Genomic DNA, 25,464 nt, shown 5'->3' on the forward strand with positions numbered 1-25,464 from the left:
GCGGGCAAAGTACGCTTCGCTTTGAGGAAATTGCCCGCGATTTCAATCCTGCGCTTCCCGAGCCTTCGCTCAGTCAGGGCTTGGTAAGTCACTCTCCTGGGAAAACATTTCTCCCTTAGAGAATGAACAGACACGCCCTGGAAAAACATACTTGCCGCGCAGGGGATGCCAGGGTTCACGGCCAAAATGTTTCACGTGGAACATTCCGAAAATACACGCGATCTCATTCATCGATTTGTTCCCAAACTCAGTTGACCCTCATCCATCCTGATTGATAGAATCGATTATAGGAATTTTTCTTTCTATTATGGGAGGAGACTTTATGAGCGCACCGGTATATATCGGGAATGACCAAGGTTATTACGGCACCAAAGTAGTGAGTCGGCAAGGAGACAAGTTCTACAAACTCTTTATTCGCAACATGGTGGTACCCAACCGGGTCGGAGAAATTACATACAACAACGATCCACACAACATCATTTATCGCGAAAAAGACGGGGATCGTGAATGGTTCTGCGGCAAATTGGCCATCGAACAGTCTGGCGATGACGAATTGTTTGACTCACATGAACGGCGTTTGTTCAGTCCGACCTGGTTCCGGGAAAAAGAATACCTGATTATGTTCCGTGTCAGCACCGGTTTGATGCTGCAAGGGAACACGGAGCCGATCATCTCGGTAGCGCTGCCCACCGACAGCTATATTGACTACAAAGAGGAATTGAAACGCCGGTTGATTGGAAAACACAGTTTTGAAATCAAGCAAGGTAACCTCCCCTTCCGTCGGATCGAATTTGAAGTGAAACGGGAAAACCTCTATGTGATCAGCCAGCCGATGGCGACGCTGTTCCACATCGCATTGGACCGCGACGGTCAACTGCTGAACGAGGATCTTTTTATCCAAAAAGTGAGCATCAACGACCTCGGCTTCGGCACTTCGGACATTGAAACCCTGCATGGCGAAACGATCATCAAACGGCAAAGCTTCACTTCTCGTCATGCGATGTTGAACGTGTACCACCTGTTGTCCAAACGCCTTCTTGAGTTTACCCGTGACGTGGACCCGGACGGAAACGGTAAAGAGTACCCGATCTGGAGCCTGAACCGGGTGATTCGATCCGGTGAAATCAGCTTCAAAGGAAAAGTGTACGACGTCTCCGAAATCGTACAAAAAAGCATTTCCGAAGTGGGGAACGCACTGGTGGACGAAGTATGGCATCGTCTGGACTACGGTGACGACATCACCTACATCATCCTGACCGGTGGTGCCTCCATCCCCTTCAAACCGTTTTACCGCGAACGGTTTGGAGACAAATTGATTTTTGCCCAAGACTACGGAATCGAAGCACAGTTTGCCAACGCTTTCGGCCTGTGCAAGTTCTCGCAATCCAAATCGCGTACCGTCCCGACCGAAAACATTCAAGAAGCCGCCGCCACCATTCAAGAAGAATTTTCGGTGCCGGCCTCCGTTCAAGAACAGTTGTCCCACGACAACGATTAATCTCTCCACAAACGCATTTCGCCACCCCCAGGGAGACCTGGGGGATTGGCTATTTTCTTCTCATTTCAACCGCAGTATTTGTCGAAAAAAACCGTCGAACGTATGTCAGATCGTCGAAAATAACGGATGGAATGGATTGGGTTGGATTGGATCGGATCGTGCAAAGGTGATACGTGTTCGGTAAGCGAATCAACGAAGGAGGAGGCAACATGCAACCAACAGGCGGTGAATATCATGTGATCGTGATTGGAGCCGGTCAAGCGGGACAAGAAGCAGCACGCACCGTTGCTGAAAAGGGATATTCCGTCCTTTATGTGCCGGCAAACCCGGGATCGATGTTTTCGATGATGTATCAATCCTCCCACGTGGGACAACCCGCTCAAACCGTTCAGGAATGGAAGCCAGAACAGCTGAATGATGCCATGTCTCCCATTATGCAGGTACAAAGTTTTTTCACACCGGGAGAAGGTAACGGTTGGGCCATTCAAGCTTATGTAGACAAACCGCTCATATCGTCAAGGAAAACGTTGCCGGAAGATCATGTGGTCCAGGAACGGGAACGATTTGTACGCGAAAAAATGGTCCGTCGTCACGGTCTGCTTCGAATGAATGGGAAATCGGCAGAACCAGTCGATACATCGGAAAAACCGGTGGAAACGGTGGAACCATCCGTCCCCGAATCCGAGCAGTATGTTTACCCTTCCGAACCTGTCTATCGGGAACGTGAGGTTCACCTGCGGAAAAAGATGATGGGATACCGGAACATTTGGAACGACAAACCGGCCGATCCGGAGCCGATTCCCGACACGCAACCACCTGCACCGGAGACACCGGTACCAGCGAAGGAGTCCGGAGCAGAACCGAAGGAATCCCTCTACAGGGTAGAGGAAATTTGGACAGGATACCCTTCGTTGACCACCTCCAAGGAGGAAAAGAAACCGGACACATCGCAACGGAAAAAAACAAAACAACATTTGATTCGTCTGGACCCGTCGCGTTCGGGACGAAAAGTCCGTACCTTTGATACTCAAGCATCCAGTTGGAGTTCATCCTCTGCGACGTCGGAATCCTTGGTCTGGCAGGATAGCGAAACACAACCGGAATCCCGGACGGCAAGGCCTCAATCAAAATCGTTTGATCAGGTTTCCTATTTGGAAGCGGAAAAACAGAAAAAACGAAAACCCGCCATTGCGAAAAAACCGTCCCTTCCGACCAAAGAAGCCAAGCCGCAGGTGCATTCCCCGTCTCCTGCCGGATCCCGAGAGACGGCACCGCCCAAACGTTCGGAAATTCCCATCAAACCTAAACCGAAAATGGTCAATCCACCCATCCAGTCAAAGGAACGCACATCATTTTTACAACAGGATGCCGCACGGCAAGTATTGGAGCAAAGCGCCCCCAAAAACACGCTCAAACGCGATTCGATCGATTTCGAAGACGCCTACGGATACAGCTCGTGGGACGATCTGTTCACGCCGTTTTCCAATAGCTCCAAACGACAGGAAATCCAACAGATCGAGAAGCGAAAGCTGGCTTTGCGCGGCTTGCATAATTTGATCAACAACTTGGGGTGATGACCGTATCCGGTTGAGACAAAAAAGGGGACTTTGTCCCCGTTATGCGATATCGCCAACACGCCGCATTCTTCGATGCGGTGTTTTTTTATTGAACCGTCCTATCAAAAAAAATTGAAGCCGCGTTCCTATCCGCACAGAAGCCGGTTTTTCTTTGACATATACAAGTATACCCTTCTCATCCCTATGGTTGTACATATACTGCAAGAGACTATCGAAAGATGGAAGGTGAATCCTCTTTGTTTCCCCTCACTTTCAAACAACTGGCCGATATCATCGGGGGGCGAATCGTACGAGGTCCCCAACAACAACCCATCCGCGGTGTGGTATACCGGGGCGGTGAATATCTTCAACCGGGAGTGATCTGTTTCTTAGACCCAAAACGCTTCAGTTCGGCCTCTTTTTTGAGACACAAAAAAAGTTCGGGTGTGGTGGCACTGTTTGGGAGTGAGCGACAGATTCCCAGTCATCATCCGCTGATCACGGTTCCCAATGTCACAGAGGCATTATGGAGACTGGTCCGTTGGCAACGAAGTCAATCCCGCGCCAAAGTAATCGCGATCACCGGCAGTGCGGGTAAGACGACGACCAAAGAAATGCTCGCTTCCATCGCCATGCAAAAATACCCCACTCTGAAGACATTGGGCAATCAAAATATGCTGTATTCGCTTCCTTCCCATCTGTTTCGGATGAGCAATCTTCACCGCGTCGTTGTGCTGGAGGTAAGCCCCCCACACCTCCATGTCCAATGCCAATACGCTCAGCCCCACATCGGGATTATGACCAATATCGGCGAAGCTCATATCGGTAGTTTCGGATCACTTGATACCTTGGTTCGGTCCAAACAACAACTGATCCAGGGAATCCATCCCAAGGGAACGCTGATCATCAATGCGGATGATCCTGGCACCAAAAGACTCAATCTGCAGCTGTTCCAAGGGAACATCATCCGGATTGGAATCGACCGACCAGCCGATCTTCGCGCCACCCATATCCGATTCAAAACCAACGGTATGCAGTTTCGGGTAGACGGGATTCCCTATTTTATTCCCACCTGGGGCAAACACCACGTCTACAATGCATTGGCTGCCATCGCCGCCGCACGAAAACTGGGCATTCCCGCCTCGCTCATTCAGCGAGGATTAAGCAGATACGCCGTCCCTCCCGGCAGACTGCAACCGCTACCCGGGATCAACGGCAGCACGTTGATCCATGATGCCTACAATGCCAACCCTTCCGCCATGATTGCGGGGCTAAAGGTACTAAAACAAATAGCCGGGTCACGACCGTCCATCGCCGTCTTGGGCAATATGCTGGAATTGGGGCCATACACCGCAAGCGGCCATCAAAGAGTGGGACATACGGTCGCAAAACTGGGGATTTCTCAATTGATCACCGTCGGATCCCATGCCCGTACCATCGCAGAGGCCGCCAGGATGAAGGGCATGCCTCCGGAACGAATCCGCTCATTTTCCAATCTCCAAGCGGCGGCAGTCTCTCTCCCCAAGATGATCGTTCCCGGTTCCGTGGTCTATTTCAAAGCCTCCCGGAAAATAAACTTAAACCGTCTTATTTTTCAACTGCAAAAAAAGAAAAGCGGCTCGCATCGCTGTTGCGGCCGCTTGATTCATTTTTGATTCGACATTTCCCGGGAAATGTTGATGAATGTCGTTTGTGCGAATTACACAATCGGCTGTTTGGCGGGCGTCCCCGGCTTTCGGGGATATGCTTTCGGCGTGCTCGCCCGTTTGGGGATCACCAGGAGGTGGCGGGTTCCTCTTCCTTCGGGCAACGTAAATATATGATTCGCTATTTCCCCACCGCCCAATCGCTGCAATGCCGTTTTCGCCTCCCGCTGTTCCTCGATCACGTCCGGCCCTTTCATGGCAACGAAGGAGCCGCCCACATGAACGAACGGGAGACAGTATTCGGCCAATACGTTGAGCCGTGCCACCGCACGCGCAGTGGCCAAATCGAAGGATTCGCGATACCCTGGCCGACGCCCCCATTCCTCCGCGCGCCCATGGATCGTTTCCACTTTGTCCAACCGCAATTCCCGTACCAACTCCGACAGGAACGAAACGCGTTTGTTCAGGGAATCCAGCAACACCACCCGCAAATGAGGAAAGGCGATTTTCAGCGGAATACCCGGGAAACCGGCTCCGGTTCCCACATCGATCAAGGAGTTGATCTGATCGATGGGAACGACGGCGGCCAACAGCAAGGAGTCATAAAAATGCTTGATGTACACGTCGTCCCGTTCTGTGATCGCCGTCAGGTTCATCACCCGGTTTTTTTCGACCAACCGTTCATAATACAGCGCGAACTGATCCAACTGTTCATCGGTTAATGTGATGCCCAACGGTGCTGCTTGTTCACGTAACCACTGACTGATGTCCATTGCAACCTCCCATGAGAAAAACCTGTCGGCCCGGCTCTTGCCGAAGCGACACGGGATTCGATTTCCCATCTTCGCTTCTCAGGGCAGCTGACAGGCAAGTGTCTCAATATCGTCCGCATCGCTTTCCCGCCTCGCTTCATCTGCGCCCTGCAAAGAAGCAGAACCAAACTGCTGAGAACCGAGGGTGCAAACACGGGCAAAACGTTGCCGCCTGATTGAATCACCAAACGCGCCCCGGAGTCACTCGACAGAAACATGGGAATGCGAGTGGGGAACCGCTTTGGCGCAGTTCCCCGAACCGTCTTTTTTCCCAAGCCGCTTGAATTCTCGTCATTCCGCTTTGGCGTGCGATTTGCCGCCCTGCTCGATATACACCATCAGGATCGAGATGTCGGCGGGGTTGACACCGGAAATCCGGGAGGCCTGCCCCAACGACAACGGGCGTACCTTTTTCAACTTTTCCCGTGCCTCGGAGGAGATGCCCTGAATCCGGTCGTAGTCCACCCAATCCGGAATCCGCTTGTTCTCCATCTTTTTCATTTTTTCCACTTGTTGCAGCGACTTTTTGATGTAGCCCTCGTATTTCAGTTGAATCTCCACTTGTTCCGCCACTTCCGGCGCGATCGGTTCCGGTGCGGGGGAGATTTGTGCGATGTGGGCGTATGTCAGTTCCGGACGCTTGATCAGGCTGGCCAGGTCGATCGCATTGTTCAGTTCGCTGGAACCGGCTTCCCGTAGGATCGCCTGTACTTCCGGTGTGGGTTTCACTTTGGTTTCACGCAGACGTGCCATTTCCCGCTCGATCGCTTCTTTTTTGGCGACAAAACGGCGATAGCGTTCCTCCGGAATCAGGCCGATCCGATACCCGATCTCCGTCAGCCGGAGATCAGCATTGTCGTGACGCAACAGCAACCGGTACTCGGCTCGGGAAGTCAGCAGACGGTACGGTTCGTCCGTTCCTTTGGTGACCAGATCATCGATCAGCACACCGATATAAGCCTGTGAACGATCCAAAATGACCGGTTCCTTGCCCTGCACTTTTCGTGCCGCGTTGATCCCGGCCATAATTCCCTGCCCTGCGGCTTCTTCGTAACCGGATGTACCATTGATCTGTCCGGCAGTGAACAGGTTTCCCACCAACTTGGTCTCCAAGCTGGGCCACAGCTGTGTCGGCACGATCGCATCATACTCGATCGCATAGCCGGTCCGCATCATCTCCACGTTTTCCAACCCGTTGATCGTCCGCAAAATGGCCAGCTGAACGTCTTCCGGCAAACTGGTGGACAATCCCTGCACATACATCTCCAGCGTGTTGCGTCCTTCGGGTTCCAGGAAGATCTGATGCCGATTCTTGTCTGCGAAGCGGACGATCTTGTCTTCGATTGACGGGCAGTACCGCGGCCCCCGCCCTTCGATCACACCGGAATACATCGGGGCCCTATGCAGATTGCTGCGGATGTATTCATGCGTCTTTTCGTTGGTATACGTCAGCCAGCACGAAAGCTGGTCGGTAATGTACTCGGTCGTTTCGTAGGAAAAGGCCCTCGGTACATCATCACCCGGCTGTTCCTCCATCACACTTGTGTCAATCGTGTCTTTGTTCACCCGCGGAGGCGTCCCCGTTTTGAACCGGACCATCTCAAATCCGAGATCCTGCAATTGATACGCCAGATTGATGGATGGTTGCTGGTTGTTGGGGCCGCTTTCGTAAGCCAAATCCCCGATGATGATCTTGCCGCGCAGGTACGTTCCCGTGGTCAGCACCACCGCCTTGGCGCGGTATTCCGCTCCGGTCCGGGTGATGACGCCGCGACAGACGCCGTTTTCCACGATCAATTTTTCCACCATGTTCTGGTGGAGGTCGAGATTGGGCTGTTTCTCAATCGTCCGTTTCATCTCCTGTTGATACAGCACCTTGTCCGCTTGCGCCCGCAGAGCGTACACGGCCGGGCCTTTACCCGTATTGAGCATCCGCATCTGAATGTGGGTTTTGTCGATGTTGCGCGCCATTTCCCCACCCAAGGCGTCGATTTCGCGTACGACGTGCCCTTTGGCCGGTCCGCCGATCGACGGGTTGCACGGCATGTAGGCGATCGTATCGAGACTCAGCGTCAACAACAGGGTTTTACAACCCATGCGCGCGGCAGCCAATGCCGCTTCACAACCGGCATGTCCGGCACCAATCACGATGACATCGTATTCACCCGCTCGATACGTCATCTTTCATCCCTCCTTTATTTTCCCAAGCAGAACTGGGAAAAGATCTGGTCAATCAAGTCTTCCGCCACCGCATCACCGATAATTTCACCCAAGGCTTGCCAGGCGTTTTTCAAATCGATCTCCACCATATCCAGCGGCATGCCCGATTCAATGCCGTCAATCACTTCCCGGACACTTCGCTTGGCCCGTTCCAACAGGTGAATGTGGCGGGCATTGCTGACGATGGCAGTTTCCCCCGCTTCCATTTTGCCGGTGAAAAAGAGATCCGCAATCGCTTGCTCCAAATCGTCGATCCCCCGCTCTTCCTTCAGCGACGTGGTGATGAGCGGTTTGTCGCCGATCAGCCGTTTTACTTCATCCAAATCGATGCGCCGGGGCAGGTCCGTTTTATTCACCATCACGATGGCGGTTTGTTCACGGATGAGTTCAATCAGCCGATGATCGTCCTCAGTCAAAGGCTCATTGTGATTGAGTACCAAAATGACCAGATCCGCCTGTTCCAGTGCACGATGGGAACGCTCCACCCCGATCCGTTCCACCACGTCCTCCGTTTCCCGGATACCGGCGGTGTCGATCAGCCGCAAAGGCACTCCCCGTACGTTGACGTATTCCTCGATCACGTCCCGGGTCGTACCGGGGATGTCGGTGACGATCGCTTTGTTTTCATGCGTGAGCGCGTTCAACAAAGAAGATTTGCCCACATTGGGACGGCCGACGATCACTGTGGCGATCCCTTCGCGCAAAATTTTGCCCTGACGGGCCGTTTGCAGCAGCCGGTCAATTTCCGCTTCCACCTCGCGGCATTCCTTGAGCAGCTTGTTGGCTGTCATCTCTTCCGCGTCGTATTCGGGATAGTCCACATTGACCGCCAGATGGGCCAGCGATTCGATGATTTTCTGGCGCAGGCGCCGGATCATCTTGGACAATCGTCCTTCCGCCTGGTGCATGGCGACCCGGGCCGCCCGGTCCGTTTTGGCGCGGATCAGGTCAATCACCGCCTCTGCCTGCGACAAGTCGATCCGTCCGTTCAAAAACGCGCGTTTGGTGAATTCGCCCGGTTCCGCCAGCCGTGCCCCGGCAGACAACAGGACTTCCAGGGTGTTTTGGACGGGGACCATCCCGCCGTGGCAACTCACTTCCACCACGTCTTCCCGCGTAAACGTACGGGGTGCCCGCATCACCGTGACCAATACCTCGTCAATTCGTTCTCCCGTCTCCGGATGAACGATATGTCCGTAATGTACCGTATGGGAATCCGCTTCTTTCAGCGATTGTTTTCCACGATAGACCGAATCCACGATCGGAATCGCCTCCGGGCCGCTCACCCGGATCACGGCGATCCCACCTTCTCCGACAGGTGTGGAGATGGCCGCGATCGTATCATTTTCCATCTCTGTTCACCTCATATCTGAAACCATCAACTAGCATTAGGATACCACACCGGAACAGCGCTTGACACTGAATCGCCCGAAGCCCCGTATCTCCTCGACATGTACCCGATGAGTACTTTTTCCGCAATCAGATACATAGTATCTCCCGGATTCATCCGATAAACAAAAAACTCCCCATACGGAGAGTTGGGTGAAACGGACGTCACGCTTTGGCGGCCAAGGCAACGACGACACGTCGGCGGGGTTCCTCCCCCTCGCTGTAAGTGGTCAGCCTGTCATACTTTTGAATGTGGGTGTGTATCACCTTTCGCTCCATTGGCGTCATCGGTTCCAACGCCACGGCCTTGCCCGATTTCAGTACTTGTTTGGCAATTCGATCAGCCAGATGTTGGAGGGATTCCTCCCGCCGTTTGCGATACCCCTGTGCATCCAGTTGAAAGCGGGTAAAACCTGAGTGATGACGGTTGGCCACGATATTGACCAGATATTGCAACGCATTCAACGTCTGACCGTGACGTCCGATCACCATCCCAAGATCGTCACCGCGAATGTCAATCACCACCGGACGGGAATCGGTCCGCGCCTCCACCGTGGCGGACACTCCCATCGTCGCAAGGACATTTTCAAGGAATTGCACGGCATCATCGACAGGCGTGGTGACAAGCTCCGCCTCCACTTTGGCGGGGCGCACGCCGAACAAACCGAAGAAACCTCGGCTGGGCTCCTCCAGGACGGTCACGCGGATCTTGTCGCGCGAGGTGTTCAATTGGCGCAACGCTTCCTCGATCGCCGCCTCCACTGTCTTCGCCGTCACAATTACCTTTTTCAACGGGCCGCACCCTCCCGCTTCACTTTATATTTATCTCCTATGAAGTAATACTGCACCATAGTGAACAAGTTGCTGTACACCCAGTACAATGCCAGTGCCGACGGGAAGCTGAGCGCCAGCACGAAGATCATGACCGGCATCACGAACAGGAAGACGCGCGCTTGCGGGTTGTTGCCCATTCCCATCATGATCGATTGCAGGTATGTGGTGATCCCTGCCAGCACGGGCAGGACGTAGTACGGGTCCGCAGAACCCAGATGCATCCACAAGAAATCCGAGTTACTGATATGAGGGTTACCCATGAGCGACTGGTAAAAGCCGATCAGAATCGGTAATTGGATCAATAACGGCAGGCATCCGGCCATCGGATTGACATTGTGTTTCTGGAACAGTTTGACGGTTTCTTCCTGCAGTTTTTGCGGATTGTCCTTGTACTTCTCCCGCAGCCGGTTGATCTCCGGTTGCAGCTTCTGCATCGCCTGGGAACTCTTCATCTGTTTGATCGTCAGAGGCAGGATCAACAGGCGGATCAGCACGGTCAGCACCAGAATCGCCCAACCGTAGTTACCCAGCAAATCTTTGGCTTGTTCCATCAACACCGTGAGCGGATAGACCAAAAATCGGTCCCACAGGCTGTTCTTCGTATCGATATGGTATTTGGCATTGGTATTGGGAGCACAACCGGCAACGGTCAACACCATTGCAGCGATCAGAATCAACGTAAGTATGCGACGTCCCTGCAAGGGAGATTCCTCCTTGTCAATCTAAACGGTTATCGCGGTATTTGGTTCGTCATGGCACCGGATCGTAACCACCGGGGTGAAAGGGATGACATTTGCCGATCCGTTTCGCCGTCAACCATCCGCCCTTGATGACGCCATACTTTCGGATCGCCTCGTAGCCGTACGCCGAACACGTGGGATAAAAACGGCATGTAGGCGGTTTCAGCGGGGAGAGAAACCGACGGTAAAACCGGATCAGCCACAATGCGATTGTCCTCATCCCGATGCACCACGCTCCTTTTCGGTAACGACCGGTTTGGACAATACCTTGGCCCGGGAAAAGACGTGACGCAAACTGGATTTCACCTGATGGTAATCCATCTTTGCCGCCGGGGCACGGGCGATGATGATCAGGTCCACGCCGTTCGGCAGACGGTCGACCCACCGTCGGACCACTTCCTTGACCAGCCGCCGAATCCGGTTGCGCGTCACCGCGTTTCCCACCTTGCGACTGACCGACACGCCCACGCGAACCGGTTCGTCGTTGCCACGGTCGTATACATACAGGACAAACTGCCGGTTGGCCACCGATGTTCCCGCGCGAAACACGCGCCGGAAATCATTTCGCCGTTTCAAGCGGTATCGTTTCTGCAACGTAGCCCCTCCTTCCTGGAGTGAGCCGCTAGTCCCATTATGTGGCGAAGTGGCGGAAAAATAAACACCCCGTGGCCTTTTTGATAGGAAAAAAGGCCACGCTGAGACGGTGGCCTTACGCAGACAGTACTTTTCTGCCTTTGCGACGGCGGTTGCGCAGCACTTTGCGGCCGTTTTTCGTGCTCATGCGCTTGCGGAAGCCGTGCACGTTTTTCCGTTTCCGCTTGCTCGGTTGATAGGTCCGTTTCATGGCATTTCCCCGATCATGACTGACACTGTGAAGACGAACCCACAGCGCAGCGGTGGCGCTCCGATCCGCCACCCGAACCGGGTTTCCTCCCTTCCTCTATATTCTTTCCACAAATGTGGATGCGAGTTTCCGACGACATTCTTTCTCATTATAGCTAGATGGATAAAAGATTGTCAAGGAATCCAAGGGCCGACACTCTCCGGTTGTTCACATGTGGATAACTGCTGACGCCGTTGCTCAGCTGTGGATAATTCGTCATGCCCCAATGCGAAGTTATCCACCGCTCACACCCGGGTTATCCACAAATCCACACTTGTGGATAACTGTTATCCACACCCCTGTGGATTGTGGATATCTTATCCCCACTCCATTGTCATTACTGGGATCTTTTGATATCATATTGATGTTTTCCACAGTGGATAACTCCTGCTCTCACTCCTTTTATCCACAGATTGTGGATAACTCTGTGGGTGTTTATCCACAGGTGTGGAAAAAGTTATCCACAGGCTGTGGATACTGTGGGTAACTCTCTTTTTTTGTTGATATGATCGAGCAAACCGCTTCCCATTTTTGTGGATAAACCTGTGGACAGTGTCGGAAGGGGGGAGAAGATGGAAACCCACTATCAACAGTTATGGGATCGTGCTTTGCAGTATATCCAGGAGAAACTGAGCAAACCCAGTTATGAAACATGGTTGAAATCCACAGAGGCGGTGGATTACCGGGATGAGACGCTGATCATCGCGGCGCCCAACGAATTTGCCCGTGACTGGCTGGAATCCCGCTATTCCAACTTGGTGCGGGAAACCTTGCGCGAAGTAACGGGGTCGGTGATCGGCGTACAGTTCGTCACACACTCATCGAAGGCGAACGACGACGACGAAACCGTTTCGTCGACGGATGAACCGGGGGAAATGGACGATTCACCCAAGACGATGCTCAATCCCCGGTATACGTTCGACACATTCGTGATCGGCTCGGGCAACCGTTTTGCACATGCGGCTTCGCTGGCAGTGGCAGAAGCACCCGCCAAAGCGTACAATCCCCTGTTTATCTACGGTGGCGTCGGGTTGGGCAAAACGCACCTGATGCACGCAATCGGGCATTATGTATTGAGTCATAATCCGAGCAGCAGTGTGGTGTATCTGTCGTCCGAGAAATTCACCAACGAATTCATCAATTCAATCCGAGACAACAAAACGGTGGACTTCCGGAACAAATACCGCAATGTGGACGTGTTGCTGATCGACGACATCCAATTTCTCGCGGGCAAGGAACAGACACAGGAAGAGTTTTTCCACACTTTCAATGCGTTGCATGAGGAAAGCAAACAGATCGTCATCTCCAGCGATCGGCCGCCCAAGGAGATTCCCACATTGGAAGACCGGCTCCGCTCCCGATTTGAATGGGGACTCATCACGGACATCCAGCCTCCCGATCTGGAGACGCGAATCGCCATTCTGCGCAAAAAAGCGATTGCGGACAACCTCAACATTCCCAATGAAGTGTTGATTTTCATCGCTAACCGTGTCGACACCAACATTCGGGAGCTGGAAGGGGCACTGATCCGCGTCGTCGCATATTCGGCATTGATGAGCAAACCGATTACGGCCGAACTGGCGGAAGAAGCGCTCAAGGACTTGGTCACCCAATCGGGACCGCGGGCGATCACGATTCGGGACATCCAACAAGTGGTCAGCGACTATTACCGGTTGGAATTGGAGGATCTCAAAGGAAAAAAACGAACGAAAAGCGTTGCGTTCCCCCGACAGATCGCCATGTATCTGTCCAGGGAAATGACCGACTATTCCCTGCCGAAAATCGGGGAAGAGTTCGGTGGAAGGGATCATACAACGGTGATTCACGCTCATGAAAAAATTGCCAAGATCGTCGAAAACGATCCCCATCTGCAACAGGCGATCGAAGATTTGAAAAACCGTATCCGTCAGCGGACGACCTAGTGATTCACATGTTATTCACAGAAAACCTGTGGATCACTTTTCTTTTCTGAGTGTCCGCTGTCACCGCGGAAACAGGGCTGTGGATGAATGTGGATAACCATTGGTGTTTATCCCCAGCTTGTACACACGTTATCCACATCCAAAAATACCGTCACATCTGGGTTTACGCCACTTATACACATTATCCACAGGCCCTATTACTAGTACTTCTGCTTTTATTTATATTAATCCAATATAGAAAACAGAACCGGAACCGCCCGAGAACATCCTCTCCGTTTTCACCGACCGCTTCTTTGAGATACGCCAACAAACCCGGTGATCCCCAAAACTTTCACATCAACAGAGGAAAAGTCGAAAAAAGGAGGATTCCCATGAAATTTCGCGTAAAACGCGCGGCATTGGTGGAAGCCGTGTCCCAAGTGTCCAAAGCGGTATCGCAAAAAACGACGATCCCCATATTGACGGGGATCAAAGTCTCGGCTGACGACGCAGGTTTGACGTTGACCGGGATGAACTCCGATCTGACGATTCAAGTGCGAATTCCACACCGGGCGGATGATAAAGAACAAGTAAATGTGGAAAGAATAGGAAATATCGTCTTGCCCGGACGCATCTTGGGAGACATCGTACGCAAATTGCCGGGTGATGAAGTGGAGTGGACGGCAGAGCGTCTGATCACCACGATTCGCTCGGGTCAGGCCCGGTTCCAGCTGAACGGGCTGGATGCCGAGGAATATCCGCGTCTGCCGCAACTGGAGGAACATCAAACGTTCAGCATGCAGGCGGACCTGTTGAAATCCATGATCCGGCAAACCGGTTTTGCCGTTTCAACACAAGAAGCACGGGGCGTGCTGACGGGGGTGTTGTGCCAGCTGAAACAGGGACGCCTGATCTTCGTCGCCACCGACAGTCACCGACTCTCCCGCCGGGAAGCCGAGGTGGAAGCCAATCCGGAACTGGATTTGCACAATGTCATCATCCCCGGCAAAAGCTTGTCAGAGCTGGCCAAGATTTTGGCGGATCAGGACGGTTGGGTGGACGTGGTCGTCGCGGACAACCAAATCCTGGTCAAAGCGGACAACCTGATGTTCTTCTCCCGACTGCTGGAAGGGAATTATCCGGACACCAACCGGGTCATTCCCCAAGGCGGCATCTCGGAGATGGTCACGTCCACGCGCGAAATGCTGGAATCGGTGGAGCGTGCCTCATTAATTAGTCGGGATGGACGTGATAATGTGATAAAATGGACTGTGAAAGCCGAAGGGCATGTGGAAGTCACTTCGGCCGCACAGGATGTCGGTGTGGCGACCGAAGAGGTTCCCGCCAAGGTGAGCGGTGAAGAACTGACCATCTCGTTTAACGCCCGATACATGATGGAGGCCCTTCGGGCCGTGGACAGCGAAGAGATCCGCATCACCTTCACGGGGACGATGACGCCGTTCGTCATCCAACCGGCCGACCGTGAGGACGCCCTTCACTTGATTGTTCCGATCCGCACGCGCTAGGGTGTGTGATGTCCATGAGGCGGCACGTGTTTCCGGGCGGGTGAAAACGAAGCCCGACCGAACGAGAACCGAAAAGCAGGGATGGGGTCGCGGGCAAAATTCTGTAAGTGAAGCCTACTTTGCCCGCGTCCTGCATTTCTTCCTCACAGGACAAAGGTGGAGCGAGCCGGGATAACGGACGATATTCACCGAACACGCCACAAGCGAACGGTTGCGGATGAGGAAAAGAAGGAGTTGGAGTGAAGACCCCGTGGAAATCGTCAAGATCGACACCCCCTATATTACGCTTGGTCAATTGCTAAAAGTGCTGGATGTGATCCAGACCGGCGGGCAGGCCAAATGGTTTCTCGCCGAACACGTCGTGAGAGTGAACGGCGAAGAGGAGGACCGCCGCGGACGCAAAATTTATCCACAGGACATCGTGGAGATCGACGGGTTGGAGCCGGTGCGCGTGGTGGCGGACTGACAGGAGGGACCGTTTTGCGTGTACAACGTTTGCAACTTCGCCATTATCGCAACATCGACCACCTCGACTTGACGTGTCCGGGGGAACTCCACCTCTTCATCGGTCCCAATGCACAAGGGAAAACCAATATCCTGGAATCCCTGTACGTACTGGCTTTGGGCAAGTCGCACCGCGCGCGTTCCCACAAGGAATTGATCCAGTGGGATCAACCGTTTGCCCAACTGAATGCGCGCGTCATGCGCGGCGAAGGAACAGAACGGCTGGAAATCCGTTTGACGGAACAGGGGAAAAAGGCCAGCCGAAACGGGTTGGAGCAGCGCCGGCTGTCCGAATACATCGGCACGCTGACGGCGGTGTTGTTCGCCCCGGAGGATTTGGCGCTGGTCAAGGGAAGCCCGCAGGTTCGTCGCCGGTTTCTGGACATGGAAATCGGCCAGGTCAGCCCCGCCTATGTGCATCATCTGTCGCAATACAACAAACTGATGGTCCAGCGGAACCATCTGCTCAAAGAATTGTTCCGCAACCGTCGCCAATTCACCCTGTTGGAAGTGTTGGACCATCAGCTCGCGCAAGCCGCTGCCGTTGTATGGAAGAAGCGGGCCGCGTTCATTGGGCGGTTGGCCGTTTGGGCAGAAGAGATCCACCGGGCCATCACCCAAGGGCAGGAACGGCTGCAACTCCGGTATCGCCCCTCCATTCCCGTCGGGTCCGAAGAGGAGGAACCCGTGTTGGCCGAACGTTTGGTCCGTCAGTTGGAAAGGGTGCGTGAAAAGGAAATCGCCCGGGGCAGCACATCGATCGGACCGCACCGGGATGATCTGCAGCTTGCGGTCGGTGAAACGGACCTTCATACATACGGTTCCCAAGGACAACAGCGAACGGCCGCACTTTCGCTCAAATTGGCGGAGATTGAACTGATTCGACAGGAAACCGGTCATTATCCCATTCTTCTTTTGGATGATGTCCTGTCCGAATTGGACGATCACCGCAAAACGCACCTGTTGGAAGCGATCCGTGGAAAGGTGCAGACGTTTGTCACCGCGACCGGCTTGGAAGGAATCGGCTCCGACACGTTGGCACGGGCGCAAGTGTACGCGGTCAAGCAGGGGACCCTTTCCGAATGGAGGTGATCCGGGTGTATATTCACTTGGGTGGCAACAAGATGATTCGTTCCACCGAGGTGGTGGCCATCTTGGATGCAGGAACGCGTCGAGCACCCCATTCGCTCGCGCCGTTTTTGGAGGCGGCACAGGCGAGCGGGCGCATGGAAACCATTTCGCATGAAGAGGTTAAGTCCTACGTGGTGACGAAAGAGGCGATCTATCCCTCGCCGATCTCATCGACCACGCTGATGAAACGGGCACAACCGCCCCGAAACAGTTCTCATCGATCATCTTGAATTTTCCGCAAGCCGACGGCAAGTTTTCACATAGGAGAGAGTAGGTGAAGTTGGTGTCAGCACAAAAAACCAACTATGACGAAACACAGATTCAGGTACTTGAAGGTTTGGAAGCTGTTCGCAAGCGTCCGGGGATGTACATCGGCTCCACCAGCAGCCGCGGGCTGCACCACTTGGTGTGGGAAGTGGTGGACAACAGTATCGACGAAGCATTGGCCGGACGATGCGATACAATCGAAGTGACGGTGCACGAAGACAACAGCGTTACCGTGGAGGATAACGGGAGCGGGATTCCGGTCGGGATCCATCCCAAAATGGGCAGGCCCGCGGTGGAAGTGGTGATGACCGTCCTCCATGCCGGCGGGAAATTCGGCGGCGACGGATACAAAATCTCCGGCGGATTGCACGGGGTGGGTGTTTCCGTCGTCAACGCCCTGTCCGAATGGCTGGAGGTCATCGTCAAGCGGGACGGCAAGGTGCACCGGCAGCGTTACCGTCGCGGCGTGCCGGAATTCGACCTGCAGGTCATCGGGGAAACGAATGAGACCGGTACAACCGTGACGTTCAAACCCGATCCGGAAATTTTTACAGAGACGACCGTTTACGATTATGACGTCCTGCAAAAGCGGCTTCGGGAGCTGGCGTTTTTGAACCGCGGCGTGAAGATCACCTTGCGGGACGAGCGGGGCGAAGGCAAGGCCGAGACGTTCAAGTACGACGGGGGGATTATCCAGTTTGTCGAGCATTTGAACCGCAACCGGGAAGTGCTGCATCAACCCCCGATTTACATTGAGGGGCAAAAGGAAGGTCTCGAGGTGCAAATCGCCCTGCAATACAACGATTCCTACTCGTCCAACATCTACTCGTTCGCCAACAACATTCACACGCATGAGGGCGGGACGCACGAAGCCGGTTTCAAATCCGCGCTCACCCGGGTGATCAACGATTACGCCCGGCGGAACAATCTGCTCAAAGACAACGACAGCAACCTGACCGGGGACGACGTGCGTGAAGGCCTGACCGCCATCGTCAGTGTGAAGATCCCCGATCCGCAATTTGAGGGGCAAACCAAGACCAAACTGGGCAACAGTGAAGCCCGGACGGTGACGGAAACCCTGTTTGCTGAGCATTTTGGGATGTATCTGGATGAGCATCCGACCGAAGCGAAAAAGATCATCAACAAGGCGGTGATGGCGGCACGGGCACGGGAGGCCGCCCGGAAGGCGCGCGAGTTGACCCGGCGCAAAAACGCGTTGGAAGTGAGTTCTCTGCCGGGGAAACTGGCTGATTGCACGTCCCGGGATGCTTCCATCAGCGAGTTGTACCTGGTTGAGGGGGATTCCGCGGGCGGTACCGCCAAGCAAGGGCGCGACCGCATGTTCCAGGCGATTTTGCCTTTGCGCGGAAAAATCCTCAACGTCGAAAAGGCGCGTCTTGACAAAGCCTTGTCCAACGAAGAGATTCGTACGATCATCACGGCGTTGGGCACGGGGATCGGTGAAGACTTCCAATTGGACAAGGCCCGGTACCACAAGATCATCATCATGACGGACGCAGACGTGGACGGTGCACACATCCGTACCTTGCTCTTGACGTTCTTCTACCGTTACATGCGGCCGCTCATCGAGGCGGGGTACGTCTATATCGCCCAGCCGCCCCTGTACAAAATCACGCAGGGCAAAACGATTCGCTATGCCTACAACGACCGGGAGAAAGAGCAAATGGTCCGCGATATGGAAGGCAAGGGCAAAATCGAAATTCAGCGGTACAAAGGGTTGGGCGAAATGAACGCCACCCAGCTTTGGGAGACGACAATGGACCCCGAAAGCCGCACCTTGCTCAAAGTGTCACTGGAAGACGCGATGGATGCGGATACGGTCTTTGAAACGCTGATGGGAGACAAAGTAGAGCCGCGCCGCGAATTCATCCAGGAATACGCCAAACAGGTACGCAACCTGGATGTCTGATACGGCGTGAATCGGAGGGAATAGAGATATGCCTGAGGGAACCGAGCGTATACACGAAGTGAATATCAGCCAGGAGATGCGCAACTCGTTTTTGGACTATGCGATGAGCGTCATCGTCAGCCGGGCCCTGCCGGACGTCCGAGACGGATTGAAGCCGGTGCACCGCCGGATTCTCTACACCATGTTTGATTTGGGGATGACCCCGGACAAACCGTACAAAAAATCGTCCCGTGTCGTCGGGAACGTGACTGCTCAGTTCCACCCGCACGGTGATGCGGCCGTGTACGACGCGATGGTTCGCATGGCACAGGATTTCTCCTACCGTTACATGCTGGTGGACGGCCATGGCAACTTTGGTTCCGTTGACGGGGACGCGCCCGCCGCGATGCGTTACACCGAAGCCCGGATGGCGCCGATCACTTTGGAGTTGCTGCGGGACATCCACAAAGACACGATCGACTTCGGTCCCAACTACGACGGTCAACAGGAAGAACCGCTGGTGTTGCCCGCTCGTTTCCCCAACCTGCTGGTCAACGGGGCATCGGGCATCGCCGTCGGGATGGCCACCAACATTCCCCCGCACAACTTGCGGGAAGCAATTGATGGCCTGATCCTGATGATTGACAATCCCGATGTGACGATCGATGAATTGATGAAAAAGATCAAAGGACCGGACTTTCCCACCGGCGGCATCATCATGGGCAAGGATGGCATCAAGAAGGCCTACCGGACCGGCCGGGGAAGCATTCAGATCCGGGCCAAAACAAGGATCGAAGAAGCCAACAACGGCAAGATGCGCATCGTGGTCGAAGAGTTGCCGTACCAGGTGAACAAGGCGAAACTGGTGGAGAAAATCGCCGAACTGGTGCGGGACAAAAAGATCGAAGGCATTACCGACCTGCGCGATGAATCCGACCGCAACGGCATGCGTGTCGTCATCGAATTGCGCCGGGATGTCAACCCGCAAATCATCTTGAACAACTTGTTCAAACACACCGCTTTGCAAACCAGCTTCGGTGTGATCATGCTGGCCTTGGTGGACGGCCAGCCGCGGATTCTCAACCTCAAGCAACTGCTCCATCACTATCTGGAGCATCAGATCGAGGTGATCCGCCGCCGCACGGCTTACGATCTGCGCAAAGCGGAAGAGCGGGCTCACATCCTCGAAGGGCTGCGCATCGCGCTGGATCACATCGACGAAGTGATCGCCCTGATTCGCGGCTCGCGCACCGCACAGGAAGCGCGCGACGGGCTGATGGGACGGTTCGGTTTGTCCGAGAAGCAGGCACAGGCGATCCTGGACATGCGTCTGCAACGTTTGACCGGTTTGGAGCGGGAAAAAATTGAAGACGAGTACCAGGAACTGCAAAAATTGATCGCTCACTTGCGCGACATCTTGTCCAGTGAAGAAAAGATTCGCGGGGTGGTACGCGAGGAACTGCTGGAAATCCGCGAGAAATACGGGGACAACCGGCGGACGCGGATTCGCGCCAAGGCGGACGAGATCGATGAGGAAGATCTGATTCCGGAAGAAGAGGTGGCGATCCTGCTCACCCACCGCGGGTACATCAAGCGGATGCCGCTGTCCACCTACCGCGCGCAAAAGCGTGGAGGGCGCGGTGTCACTGGCATGGGCACGCGGGAAGACGATTTCGTCCAGCACCTGTTCGTCACCCATTCACACAACCACCTCTTGTTCTTCTCCAACAAGGGGAAAGTCTATCGGCTCAAAGCGTATGAAGTGCCGGAGCTGGGGCGGACGGCCCGGGGAACGCCGATCATCAACCTGATCCAGATTGATCAGGATGAATACATCCATGCGGTCATCCCGGTCAAGGAGTTCGCTCAAGACAAATTCCTCTTCTTCGCCACCCGACACGGTGTCGTGAAAAAGACGGCGTTGCAGGAGTTTGAGAACATCCGGCGCAACGGCTTGTTCGCCATTAACCTGCGTGAAGGTGACGAGCTGGTCGGCGTCCACCTGACCGACGGCAACCAGGAGATCGTGCTGGGAACCAAGCACGGTATGTCCATCCGTTTCCCCGAGCAGGAAGTCAGGGAAATGGGCCGGGCGGCAACCGGAGTGAAAGGGATCACCCTGGCCGAAGGGGATGAAGTAATCGACATGGACATCGCCACGGATGGACTGGACGTGATGATCGTCACTTCCAAAGGGTACGGCAAACGGACCCCGCTGGAAGAGTATCGCGTACAATCCCGTGGCGGCAAGGGAATCAAGACGCTCAGTCTGAACAAGCGAAAGGGATATGTTGTCGGACATAAAGTGGTATCGCCGGAAGAAGACCTCATGATCGTCACCACAGGCGGCGTCGTGAACCGGCAGAAAATCGCGGGTATCTCCACGCAGGGACGCTATGCCCAGGGTGTCAAGCTGATTCACCTGAAAGAGGGCGAGGAAGTGGCCACCGTCGCCCCGGTTCACAAAGAAGAGGAAAACGGAGAAGAGACAAATGAGTAGGAACGATCGGAGCCTCCCTTTGATGGGAGGCTCCGTGACTGATGGCAAGCTGAGGGCGTGTCTGGCCATTGATAAAGAGCGAGCGGGAAACCCCTCCCTTCAAGGTTGGGATGAACGCGAGCGTCGGACGCGGGAGGGATTGGTCCCTGTCGCAAGTCCGACAGCATTTGGGTGCAACCAAGCCGAGAAGTACACAAACACTGGAAACGGCTATGCGAGCAAGAACTCGTGAAATGAAAAATCCCGGGGCCTGGACGAAGCCATCGTGGAAGGATGTGGGTTGCCGCGCCGGATGAAGCGAGAAGCACAAGGCGACCGGGGGGAGTGCCTATGGTGCTCAGCGTGTGGGGCAAGTCACGTGATATGGACCCGGATTGGAACTTGCGGCCTTTGGCATGAAAGGAGGCCTCCCTTTGATGGGAGACCTCCTTTTTGTCGACATCCGTCAGTTATTGATATAACGCTCAAAGACGAAACCGAAATCCTTGACGCGATATTGCTTGGTGGTGTCCACCAGCCATTGGAAGGAAGCCTGGTTCAACTCTTTGAACTGATTGACCAATCCGCTTTCCGTGCTCGCTACCCGGCTCAGCGTTTGGGAAGCCAGCTCCAGGCTTTGTTTGGCATAGGACAGCAACACTTCATTTTCGTGGGTAATTTCCGCGATTTTGATCAACGCCTTGTATAAATCCTTCAACTCTTCCAGATGCTTTTTGTGTACATCGATGGAGTAGTGTTGGGAACCGATATTGAATTTGATTTCCACGTCCATGTCCATCGTACCGGCGGTTTCAAGCACAACATTGGAGATTTTGTGCGTCACGTAATCAAAGCGGCGGAGCACCCGCTTTTTGCTGGTCGCGCTGGTGCCGTCCAGGTGGATCAACGCCTTGTTGGTAAAGCAGTACTCATCCGATTTCGACTTGATCAGAAAATAGATTTTCTCGCCGTCTTCATGCATCAAATAATCATCGGCGTCCACCTTGTCGTAATCCTTCGGATAGATCACAGACCCGATATCGCTCAATCCCAATACGTCGGCTGCCACTTTTCCGAACATGATTCCCAACCTTTCTTTTTGAGGATGATCGTCATATTTTTCGCTCTATTCAACCATGATTATAACATGAATGGAAGAATTGTCATATACGAGAGAAAGGATTTTATACAGGAAGTATTGGGTCCTGACGAAGTTCTGTGTCCCCGGCTTATGTTAGCATATTGGTTGTGATAAGAACTTTAAATGAGATTCTTGCCCTTGGAAGGTGATATGGAGGTTGAAACCCAGCCTCATATCGGGTTTCCCACAGGTTATCCACAGAGTTATCCACAACCCGTGGAGGAACTGTGGAAACATCCGTTCCGGCCCCACAGGGCTTCCCATACCAACAACGGCGTCTTGACCCGTACCAGAAATAAAAACGAACGGATCAACGCCGTCTCTTCGGCCGTACCTTCGAGATTCATCTCCGCCCACAACGGTGTTTCATAGCGGCAGAGCATACTGAGCGCAAACAGGATGGCATAGTGGACCAACAGCTCGGGGAGGAGTCCGCATACGGTGTTTTCACCTGAATATACGAAAGTTTGATTCGCCAGGGAAGTTCGAAACCAGGGGTGAACCCCTTCCGGCCGGGCCGGTTTGCCATGATCGGATTGCAGTTGAAAGGAAACGCGGCCGTTGTCGGCGGATAAGAGGATAAAGGTATGGTTCCCTGCTGCCCGTGGTTCGTTCAAACGTCGAATCCAGCCGGCAGGTGTCAAGTGCAACGCATCGAGCAATGTTTCGGAAACCGAGAAGGAAAAAGGGGTTGTCACATCCTTATCGTGACAGACGATCGGGTACAGCGTGGTCCGCCCATAGAGAAACCGGTACGTTTCCTGCAATTCCGGAATCAACCCCCACAATTCCTTCAGGGGCAATACTTCGCCAGTCAGTCCCCATATTCCAAACAGGCCAAGCAGTAACGGAAACAAACCCTCCTTTTGCACACGAACTTCTTCGTCCCGAAAGCGGAACAGGCTTTTTTTCCGTTTGCGTGTGGAGAGTCCGTGCCGCAGGACCGAAGTGTTTTGGGGATAATCGGGCACCCGTGACAGTACGAGCGCCTTCATCAAATGCATCATGCCATAGTAGGCGGGAAGTGGTTGAATCAGCGGGTCACATGTCCGTATGGAGTAGATGGTCTCCCGGCCCAATTTGAGGTAATAGCGGAATGGTTGGGAACTGAGAAATGCCGCCCTTTCCGCATTTTCCACTCCCTGTTCCCGGTAGCGTTCGGTCAAAAACCGCTTGGCCGCCGGTTCGTTTTCCAACCGCAAAAACAACGACCAGACGGTTTCCTCCGTCGGTTGGATCACTGGGATACACCTCGAATGTCAGGGTTTCGTTAGTCTGCCCGTTTCGTGGAAAGTCATGCTTTGTTTAGAAAATTCAACCTTGCAAAACTCCATGAAAATAAGGGGGTTTGTCTTGACGGACCGAGTAAGTGTCTGTTACACTTGCACAAACTGTCATTCGGAAACTTAAACAAAAAAGGGGATCGGATGTACCCATGTGGGATGACAAATTTGCCAAGGAAGGTCTCACGTTTGACGACGTATTGCTGATACCCAACAAGACGGACGTGTTGCCGCGCGACGTGGATGTTTCCACCAAGCTGGCGGACAAGATCAGGTTGAACATCCCGTTGATCAGTGCCGGCATGGATACGGTGACGGAAGCGCCGATGGCCATCGCGTTGGCCCGGCAAGGCGGTATCGGTATCATCCACAAGAACATGAAAATCGAGGAACAGGCAGAAGAAGTGGATCGCGTCAAGCGTTCCGAGAGCGGGGTCATCACCAATCCGTTTTATCTCCATCCCGATCACAAAGTGTATGAAGCGGAAGAATTGATGTCGAAATACCGGATTTCCGGTGTGCCGATTGTGGATGAAAAGCGGAAACTGGTAGGGATCATCACCAACCGGGATTTGCGCTTTGTCCACGATTATTCGACGCCGATCAGCGAAGTGATGACCAAAGAGAATCTGGTCACGGCGCCGGTCGGCACCACGCTGAAAGAAGCGGAAGGCATCCTGCAAAAACACAAGATCGAAAAATTGCCCTTGGTGGACGAAAACGGTGTACTCAAAGGACTCATCACCATCAAGGATATTGAAAAAGCCACATTGTTCCCCCATGCCGCCAAGGATGACCAAGGCCGCCTGTTGGCCGGTGCGGCGGTCGGTGTATCGCAGGATACGTTTAAGCGGGCGGCAGCGCTTGTGGAAGCGGAAGTGGACGTGTTGGTGGTGGATACCGCGCATGGCCATTCCAAAGGTGTGCTGGAGACGGTGGCCAAGTTGCGGGAGATGTTCCCCGATCTGGTCATCATCGCCGGAAATGTGGCGACGGCTGAGGGGACCCGCGATCTGATCGAGGCCGGTGCCAGCATTGTCAAAGTGGGGATCGGTCCCGGTTCGATCTGTACCACGCGCATCGTGGCGGGTATCGGCGTACCGCAAATCACGGCCATCTACGATTGTGCCACGGCGGCACGCGAATACGGTGTCCCGATTATCGCCGACGGAGGAATCCGTTATTCCGGCGACATCGTCAAAGCGATCGCCGCAGGCGCGCACGCGGTCATGTTGGGCAGTCTGTTCGCTGGTTGTGAGGAATCCCCGGGTGAATCGGAGATTTACCAAGGGCGCCGGTTTAAGGTGTACCGTGGCATGGGTTCGCTCGGCGCGATGCAGGCGGGCAGCAAAGACCGCTACTTCCAGGAAAATGAACGCAAGCTGGTACCTGAAGGCATCGAAGGTCGCGTGCCATACAAAGGACCGGTGGCAGACACGGTGTACCAGCTGATCGGCGGACTTCGGGCCGGCATGGGTTACTGCGGGGCGAAAAATCTGGACGAGCTGCGTGAAAACACACGGTTCATCCGGATCACCAATGCATCGTTGCGCGAAAGCCATCCGCACGACATCCAGATTACCAAAGAAGCACCCAACTACCATCTGTGAGATATGGCGAAATTCGGCAGGGAATTATCCCTGCTTTTTTCTTGTCTTTTTTCTGTCATTGATTCTGCACAATCGCGAACGTAAAATGGAGATATGCTTGTGTTCAATTTTTCCAATTGTCGCCGGAGGTGACCC

The 25,464-nt window shown here is 54.0% G+C and carries 21 protein-coding genes; 11 read left to right on the top strand and 10 right to left on the bottom strand.

From position 1 onward, the window contains the following. Window positions 1–322: 322 nt before the first annotated feature. The 3 genes from JQC72_RS01345 (at window position 323) to JQC72_RS01355 (ending at window position 4,709) form a co-directional block, all read left to right on the top strand. The gene (locus JQC72_RS01345; RefSeq protein ID WP_205492329.1) at window positions 323–1,498 is read left to right on the top strand and encodes a ParM/StbA family protein; all 1,176 of its coding nucleotides are present in this window, start codon (window positions 323–325) and stop codon (window positions 1,496–1,498) included. A 209-nt stretch (window positions 1,499–1,707) separates the two neighbouring features. Then, a complete protein-coding gene (locus JQC72_RS01350; RefSeq protein WP_205492330.1) occupies window positions 1,708–3,072 on the top strand; it encodes an FAD-dependent oxidoreductase in 1,365 nt (454 codons plus the stop codon). A 221-nt stretch (window positions 3,073–3,293) separates the two neighbouring features. Continuing rightward, on the top strand, window positions 3,294–4,709 hold the full coding sequence (locus JQC72_RS01355) for a UDP-N-acetylmuramoyl-tripeptide--D-alanyl-D-alanine ligase (protein ID WP_205492331.1): 1,416 nt from the start codon (window positions 3,294–3,296) through the stop codon (window positions 4,707–4,709). Window positions 4,710–4,753: 44 nt separating this feature from the next. Here JQC72_RS01355 and rsmG read toward each other — a convergent pair whose 3' ends face one another. The 8 genes from rsmG to rpmH all read right to left on the bottom strand — a co-directional run bounded on the left by rsmG (window position 4,754) and on the right by rpmH (window position 11,539). Next, window positions 4,754–5,473: a 16S rRNA (guanine(527)-N(7))-methyltransferase RsmG gene (rsmG, locus tag JQC72_RS01360; RefSeq protein ID WP_205492332.1), complete on the bottom strand. Its 720-nt coding sequence runs from the start codon at window positions 5,471–5,473 to the stop codon at window positions 4,754–4,756. A 330-nt stretch (window positions 5,474–5,803) separates the two neighbouring features. Beyond that, a complete protein-coding gene (gene mnmG / locus JQC72_RS01365) occupies window positions 5,804–7,693 on the bottom strand; it encodes a tRNA uridine-5-carboxymethylaminomethyl(34) synthesis enzyme MnmG (RefSeq protein WP_205492333.1) in 1,890 nt (629 codons plus the stop codon). A 14-nt stretch (window positions 7,694–7,707) separates the two neighbouring features. Beyond that, a complete protein-coding gene (mnmE, locus tag JQC72_RS01370; protein ID WP_205492334.1) occupies window positions 7,708–9,084 on the bottom strand; it encodes a tRNA uridine-5-carboxymethylaminomethyl(34) synthesis GTPase MnmE in 1,377 nt (458 codons plus the stop codon). A 202-nt stretch (window positions 9,085–9,286) separates the two neighbouring features. Continuing rightward, window positions 9,287–9,913, bottom strand: coding sequence for an RNA-binding cell elongation regulator Jag/EloR (gene jag, locus JQC72_RS01375; protein WP_205492335.1), 627 nt, complete (start codon window positions 9,911–9,913; stop codon window positions 9,287–9,289). Continuing rightward, window positions 9,910–10,614 carry a YidC/Oxa1 family membrane protein insertase gene (locus tag JQC72_RS01380; RefSeq protein ID WP_205492373.1) on the bottom strand — a complete coding sequence of 235 codons (705 nt, stop codon included), beginning with the start codon at window positions 10,612–10,614 and terminating at the stop codon, window positions 9,910–9,912. Before JQC72_RS01380 ends, jag begins: the two co-directional genes overlap by 4 nt. A 91-nt stretch (window positions 10,615–10,705) precedes the next feature. Further along, window positions 10,706–10,915, bottom strand: coding sequence for a membrane protein insertion efficiency factor YidD (gene yidD, locus JQC72_RS01385; protein WP_205492336.1), 210 nt, complete (start codon window positions 10,913–10,915; stop codon window positions 10,706–10,708). Then, a complete protein-coding gene (rnpA, locus tag JQC72_RS01390; protein ID WP_205492337.1) occupies window positions 10,912–11,289 on the bottom strand; it encodes a ribonuclease P protein component in 378 nt (125 codons plus the stop codon). The genes yidD and rnpA overlap by 4 nt, the downstream gene beginning before the upstream one ends. A 115-nt stretch (window positions 11,290–11,404) precedes the next feature. Beyond that, complete coding sequence (gene rpmH, locus JQC72_RS01395; protein WP_205492374.1) at window positions 11,405–11,539, bottom strand: 50S ribosomal protein L34; 135 nt, start codon at window positions 11,537–11,539, stop codon at window positions 11,405–11,407. 611 nt (window positions 11,540–12,150) lie between these two features. Here rpmH and dnaA point away from each other — a divergent pair. The 7 genes from dnaA (at window position 12,151) to gyrA (ending at window position 21,316) form a co-directional block, all read left to right on the top strand. Beyond that, window positions 12,151–13,500 carry a chromosomal replication initiator protein DnaA gene (gene dnaA / locus JQC72_RS01400; protein ID WP_205492338.1) on the top strand — a complete coding sequence of 450 codons (1,350 nt, stop codon included), beginning with the start codon at window positions 12,151–12,153 and terminating at the stop codon, window positions 13,498–13,500. A gap of 371 nt (window positions 13,501–13,871) precedes the next feature. Continuing rightward, entirely contained in the window at window positions 13,872–15,005 is a 1,134-nt protein-coding gene (gene dnaN / locus JQC72_RS01405; RefSeq protein WP_205492339.1) for a DNA polymerase III subunit beta, read from the top strand. A 217-nt stretch (window positions 15,006–15,222) separates the two neighbouring features. Next, entirely contained in the window at window positions 15,223–15,471 is a 249-nt protein-coding gene (gene yaaA, locus JQC72_RS01410; RefSeq protein ID WP_205492340.1) for a S4 domain-containing protein YaaA, read from the top strand. A 14-nt stretch (window positions 15,472–15,485) separates the two neighbouring features. Beyond that, window positions 15,486–16,601, top strand: a complete 1,116-nt coding sequence (gene recF / locus JQC72_RS01415) for a DNA replication/repair protein RecF (RefSeq protein ID WP_205492341.1) — start codon at window positions 15,486–15,488, stop codon at window positions 16,599–16,601. Next, window positions 16,592–16,870 (top strand): extracellular matrix regulator RemB, encoded by a 279-nt coding sequence (remB, locus tag JQC72_RS01420; RefSeq protein WP_302104396.1) that lies wholly within the window; start codon window positions 16,592–16,594, stop codon window positions 16,868–16,870. Before recF ends, remB begins: the two co-directional genes overlap by 10 nt. Window positions 16,871–16,923: 53 nt before the next feature. After that, on the top strand, window positions 16,924–18,837 hold the full coding sequence (gyrB, locus tag JQC72_RS01425) for a DNA topoisomerase (ATP-hydrolyzing) subunit B (RefSeq protein WP_205492376.1): 1,914 nt from the start codon (window positions 16,924–16,926) through the stop codon (window positions 18,835–18,837). A gap of 28 nt (window positions 18,838–18,865) precedes the next feature. Then, window positions 18,866–21,316, top strand: coding sequence for a DNA gyrase subunit A (gyrA, locus tag JQC72_RS01430; protein ID WP_205492342.1), 2,451 nt, complete (start codon window positions 18,866–18,868; stop codon window positions 21,314–21,316). Window positions 21,317–21,761: 445 nt separating this feature from the next. Here gyrA and JQC72_RS01435 read toward each other — a convergent pair whose 3' ends face one another. Next, window positions 21,762–22,376, bottom strand: coding sequence for a PH domain-containing protein (locus JQC72_RS01435; RefSeq protein ID WP_205492343.1), 615 nt, complete (start codon window positions 22,374–22,376; stop codon window positions 21,762–21,764). A gap of 263 nt (window positions 22,377–22,639) precedes the next feature. After that, a complete protein-coding gene (locus tag JQC72_RS01440) occupies window positions 22,640–23,677 on the bottom strand; it encodes a YaaC family protein (RefSeq protein WP_205492344.1) in 1,038 nt (345 codons plus the stop codon). Between the two features lie 194 nt (window positions 23,678–23,871). Between JQC72_RS01440 and guaB the strand changes: the two genes are divergently transcribed. Continuing rightward, a complete protein-coding gene (gene guaB, locus JQC72_RS01445) occupies window positions 23,872–25,329 on the top strand; it encodes an IMP dehydrogenase (RefSeq protein WP_205492345.1) in 1,458 nt (485 codons plus the stop codon). Window positions 25,330–25,464 lie beyond the last annotated feature (135 nt).

The organism is Polycladomyces zharkentensis (genome assembly GCF_016938855.1).
Classification (GTDB): domain Bacteria; phylum Bacillota; class Bacilli; order Thermoactinomycetales; family JIR-001; genus Polycladomyces; species Polycladomyces zharkentensis.

Bases quoted from the DNA above. Each gene is read 5' to 3' on its own strand.
- JQC72_RS01345 (WP_205492329.1), top strand. From the start codon at position 323: ATGAGCGCACCGGTATATATCGGGAATGACCAAGGTTATTACGGCACC.
- JQC72_RS01350 (WP_205492330.1), top strand. From the start codon at position 1,708: ATGCAACCAACAGGCGGTGAATATCATGTGATCGTGATTGGAGCCGGT.
- JQC72_RS01355 (WP_205492331.1), top strand. From the start codon at position 3,294: ATGGAAGGTGAATCCTCTTTGTTTCCCCTCACTTTCAAACAACTGGCC.
- rsmG (WP_205492332.1), bottom strand. From the start codon at position 5,473: ATGGACATCAGTCAGTGGTTACGTGAACAAGCAGCACCGTTGGGCATC.
- mnmG (WP_205492333.1), bottom strand. From the start codon at position 7,693: ATGACGTATCGAGCGGGTGAATACGATGTCATCGTGATTGGTGCCGGA.
- mnmE (WP_205492334.1), bottom strand. From the start codon at position 9,084: ATGGAAAATGATACGATCGCGGCCATCTCCACACCTGTCGGAGAAGGT.
- JQC72_RS01380 (WP_205492373.1), bottom strand. From the start codon at position 10,614: ATGGTGTTGACCGTTGCCGGTTGTGCTCCCAATACCAATGCCAAATAC.
- yidD (WP_205492336.1), bottom strand. From the start codon at position 10,915: ATGAGGACAATCGCATTGTGGCTGATCCGGTTTTACCGTCGGTTTCTC.
- rpmH (WP_205492374.1), bottom strand. From the start codon at position 11,539: ATGAAACGGACCTATCAACCGAGCAAGCGGAAACGGAAAAACGTGCAC.
- dnaA (WP_205492338.1), top strand. From the start codon at position 12,151: ATGGAAACCCACTATCAACAGTTATGGGATCGTGCTTTGCAGTATATC.
- dnaN (WP_205492339.1), top strand. From the start codon at position 13,872: ATGAAATTTCGCGTAAAACGCGCGGCATTGGTGGAAGCCGTGTCCCAA.
- yaaA (WP_205492340.1), top strand. From the start codon at position 15,223: ATGAGGAAAAGAAGGAGTTGGAGTGAAGACCCCGTGGAAATCGTCAAG.
- remB (WP_302104396.1), top strand. From the start codon at position 16,592: ATGGAGGTGATCCGGGTGTATATTCACTTGGGTGGCAACAAGATGATT.
- gyrA (WP_205492342.1), top strand. From the start codon at position 18,866: ATGCCTGAGGGAACCGAGCGTATACACGAAGTGAATATCAGCCAGGAG.
- JQC72_RS01435 (WP_205492343.1), bottom strand. From the start codon at position 22,376: ATGTTCGGAAAAGTGGCAGCCGACGTATTGGGATTGAGCGATATCGGG.
- guaB (WP_205492345.1), top strand. From the start codon at position 23,872: ATGTGGGATGACAAATTTGCCAAGGAAGGTCTCACGTTTGACGACGTA.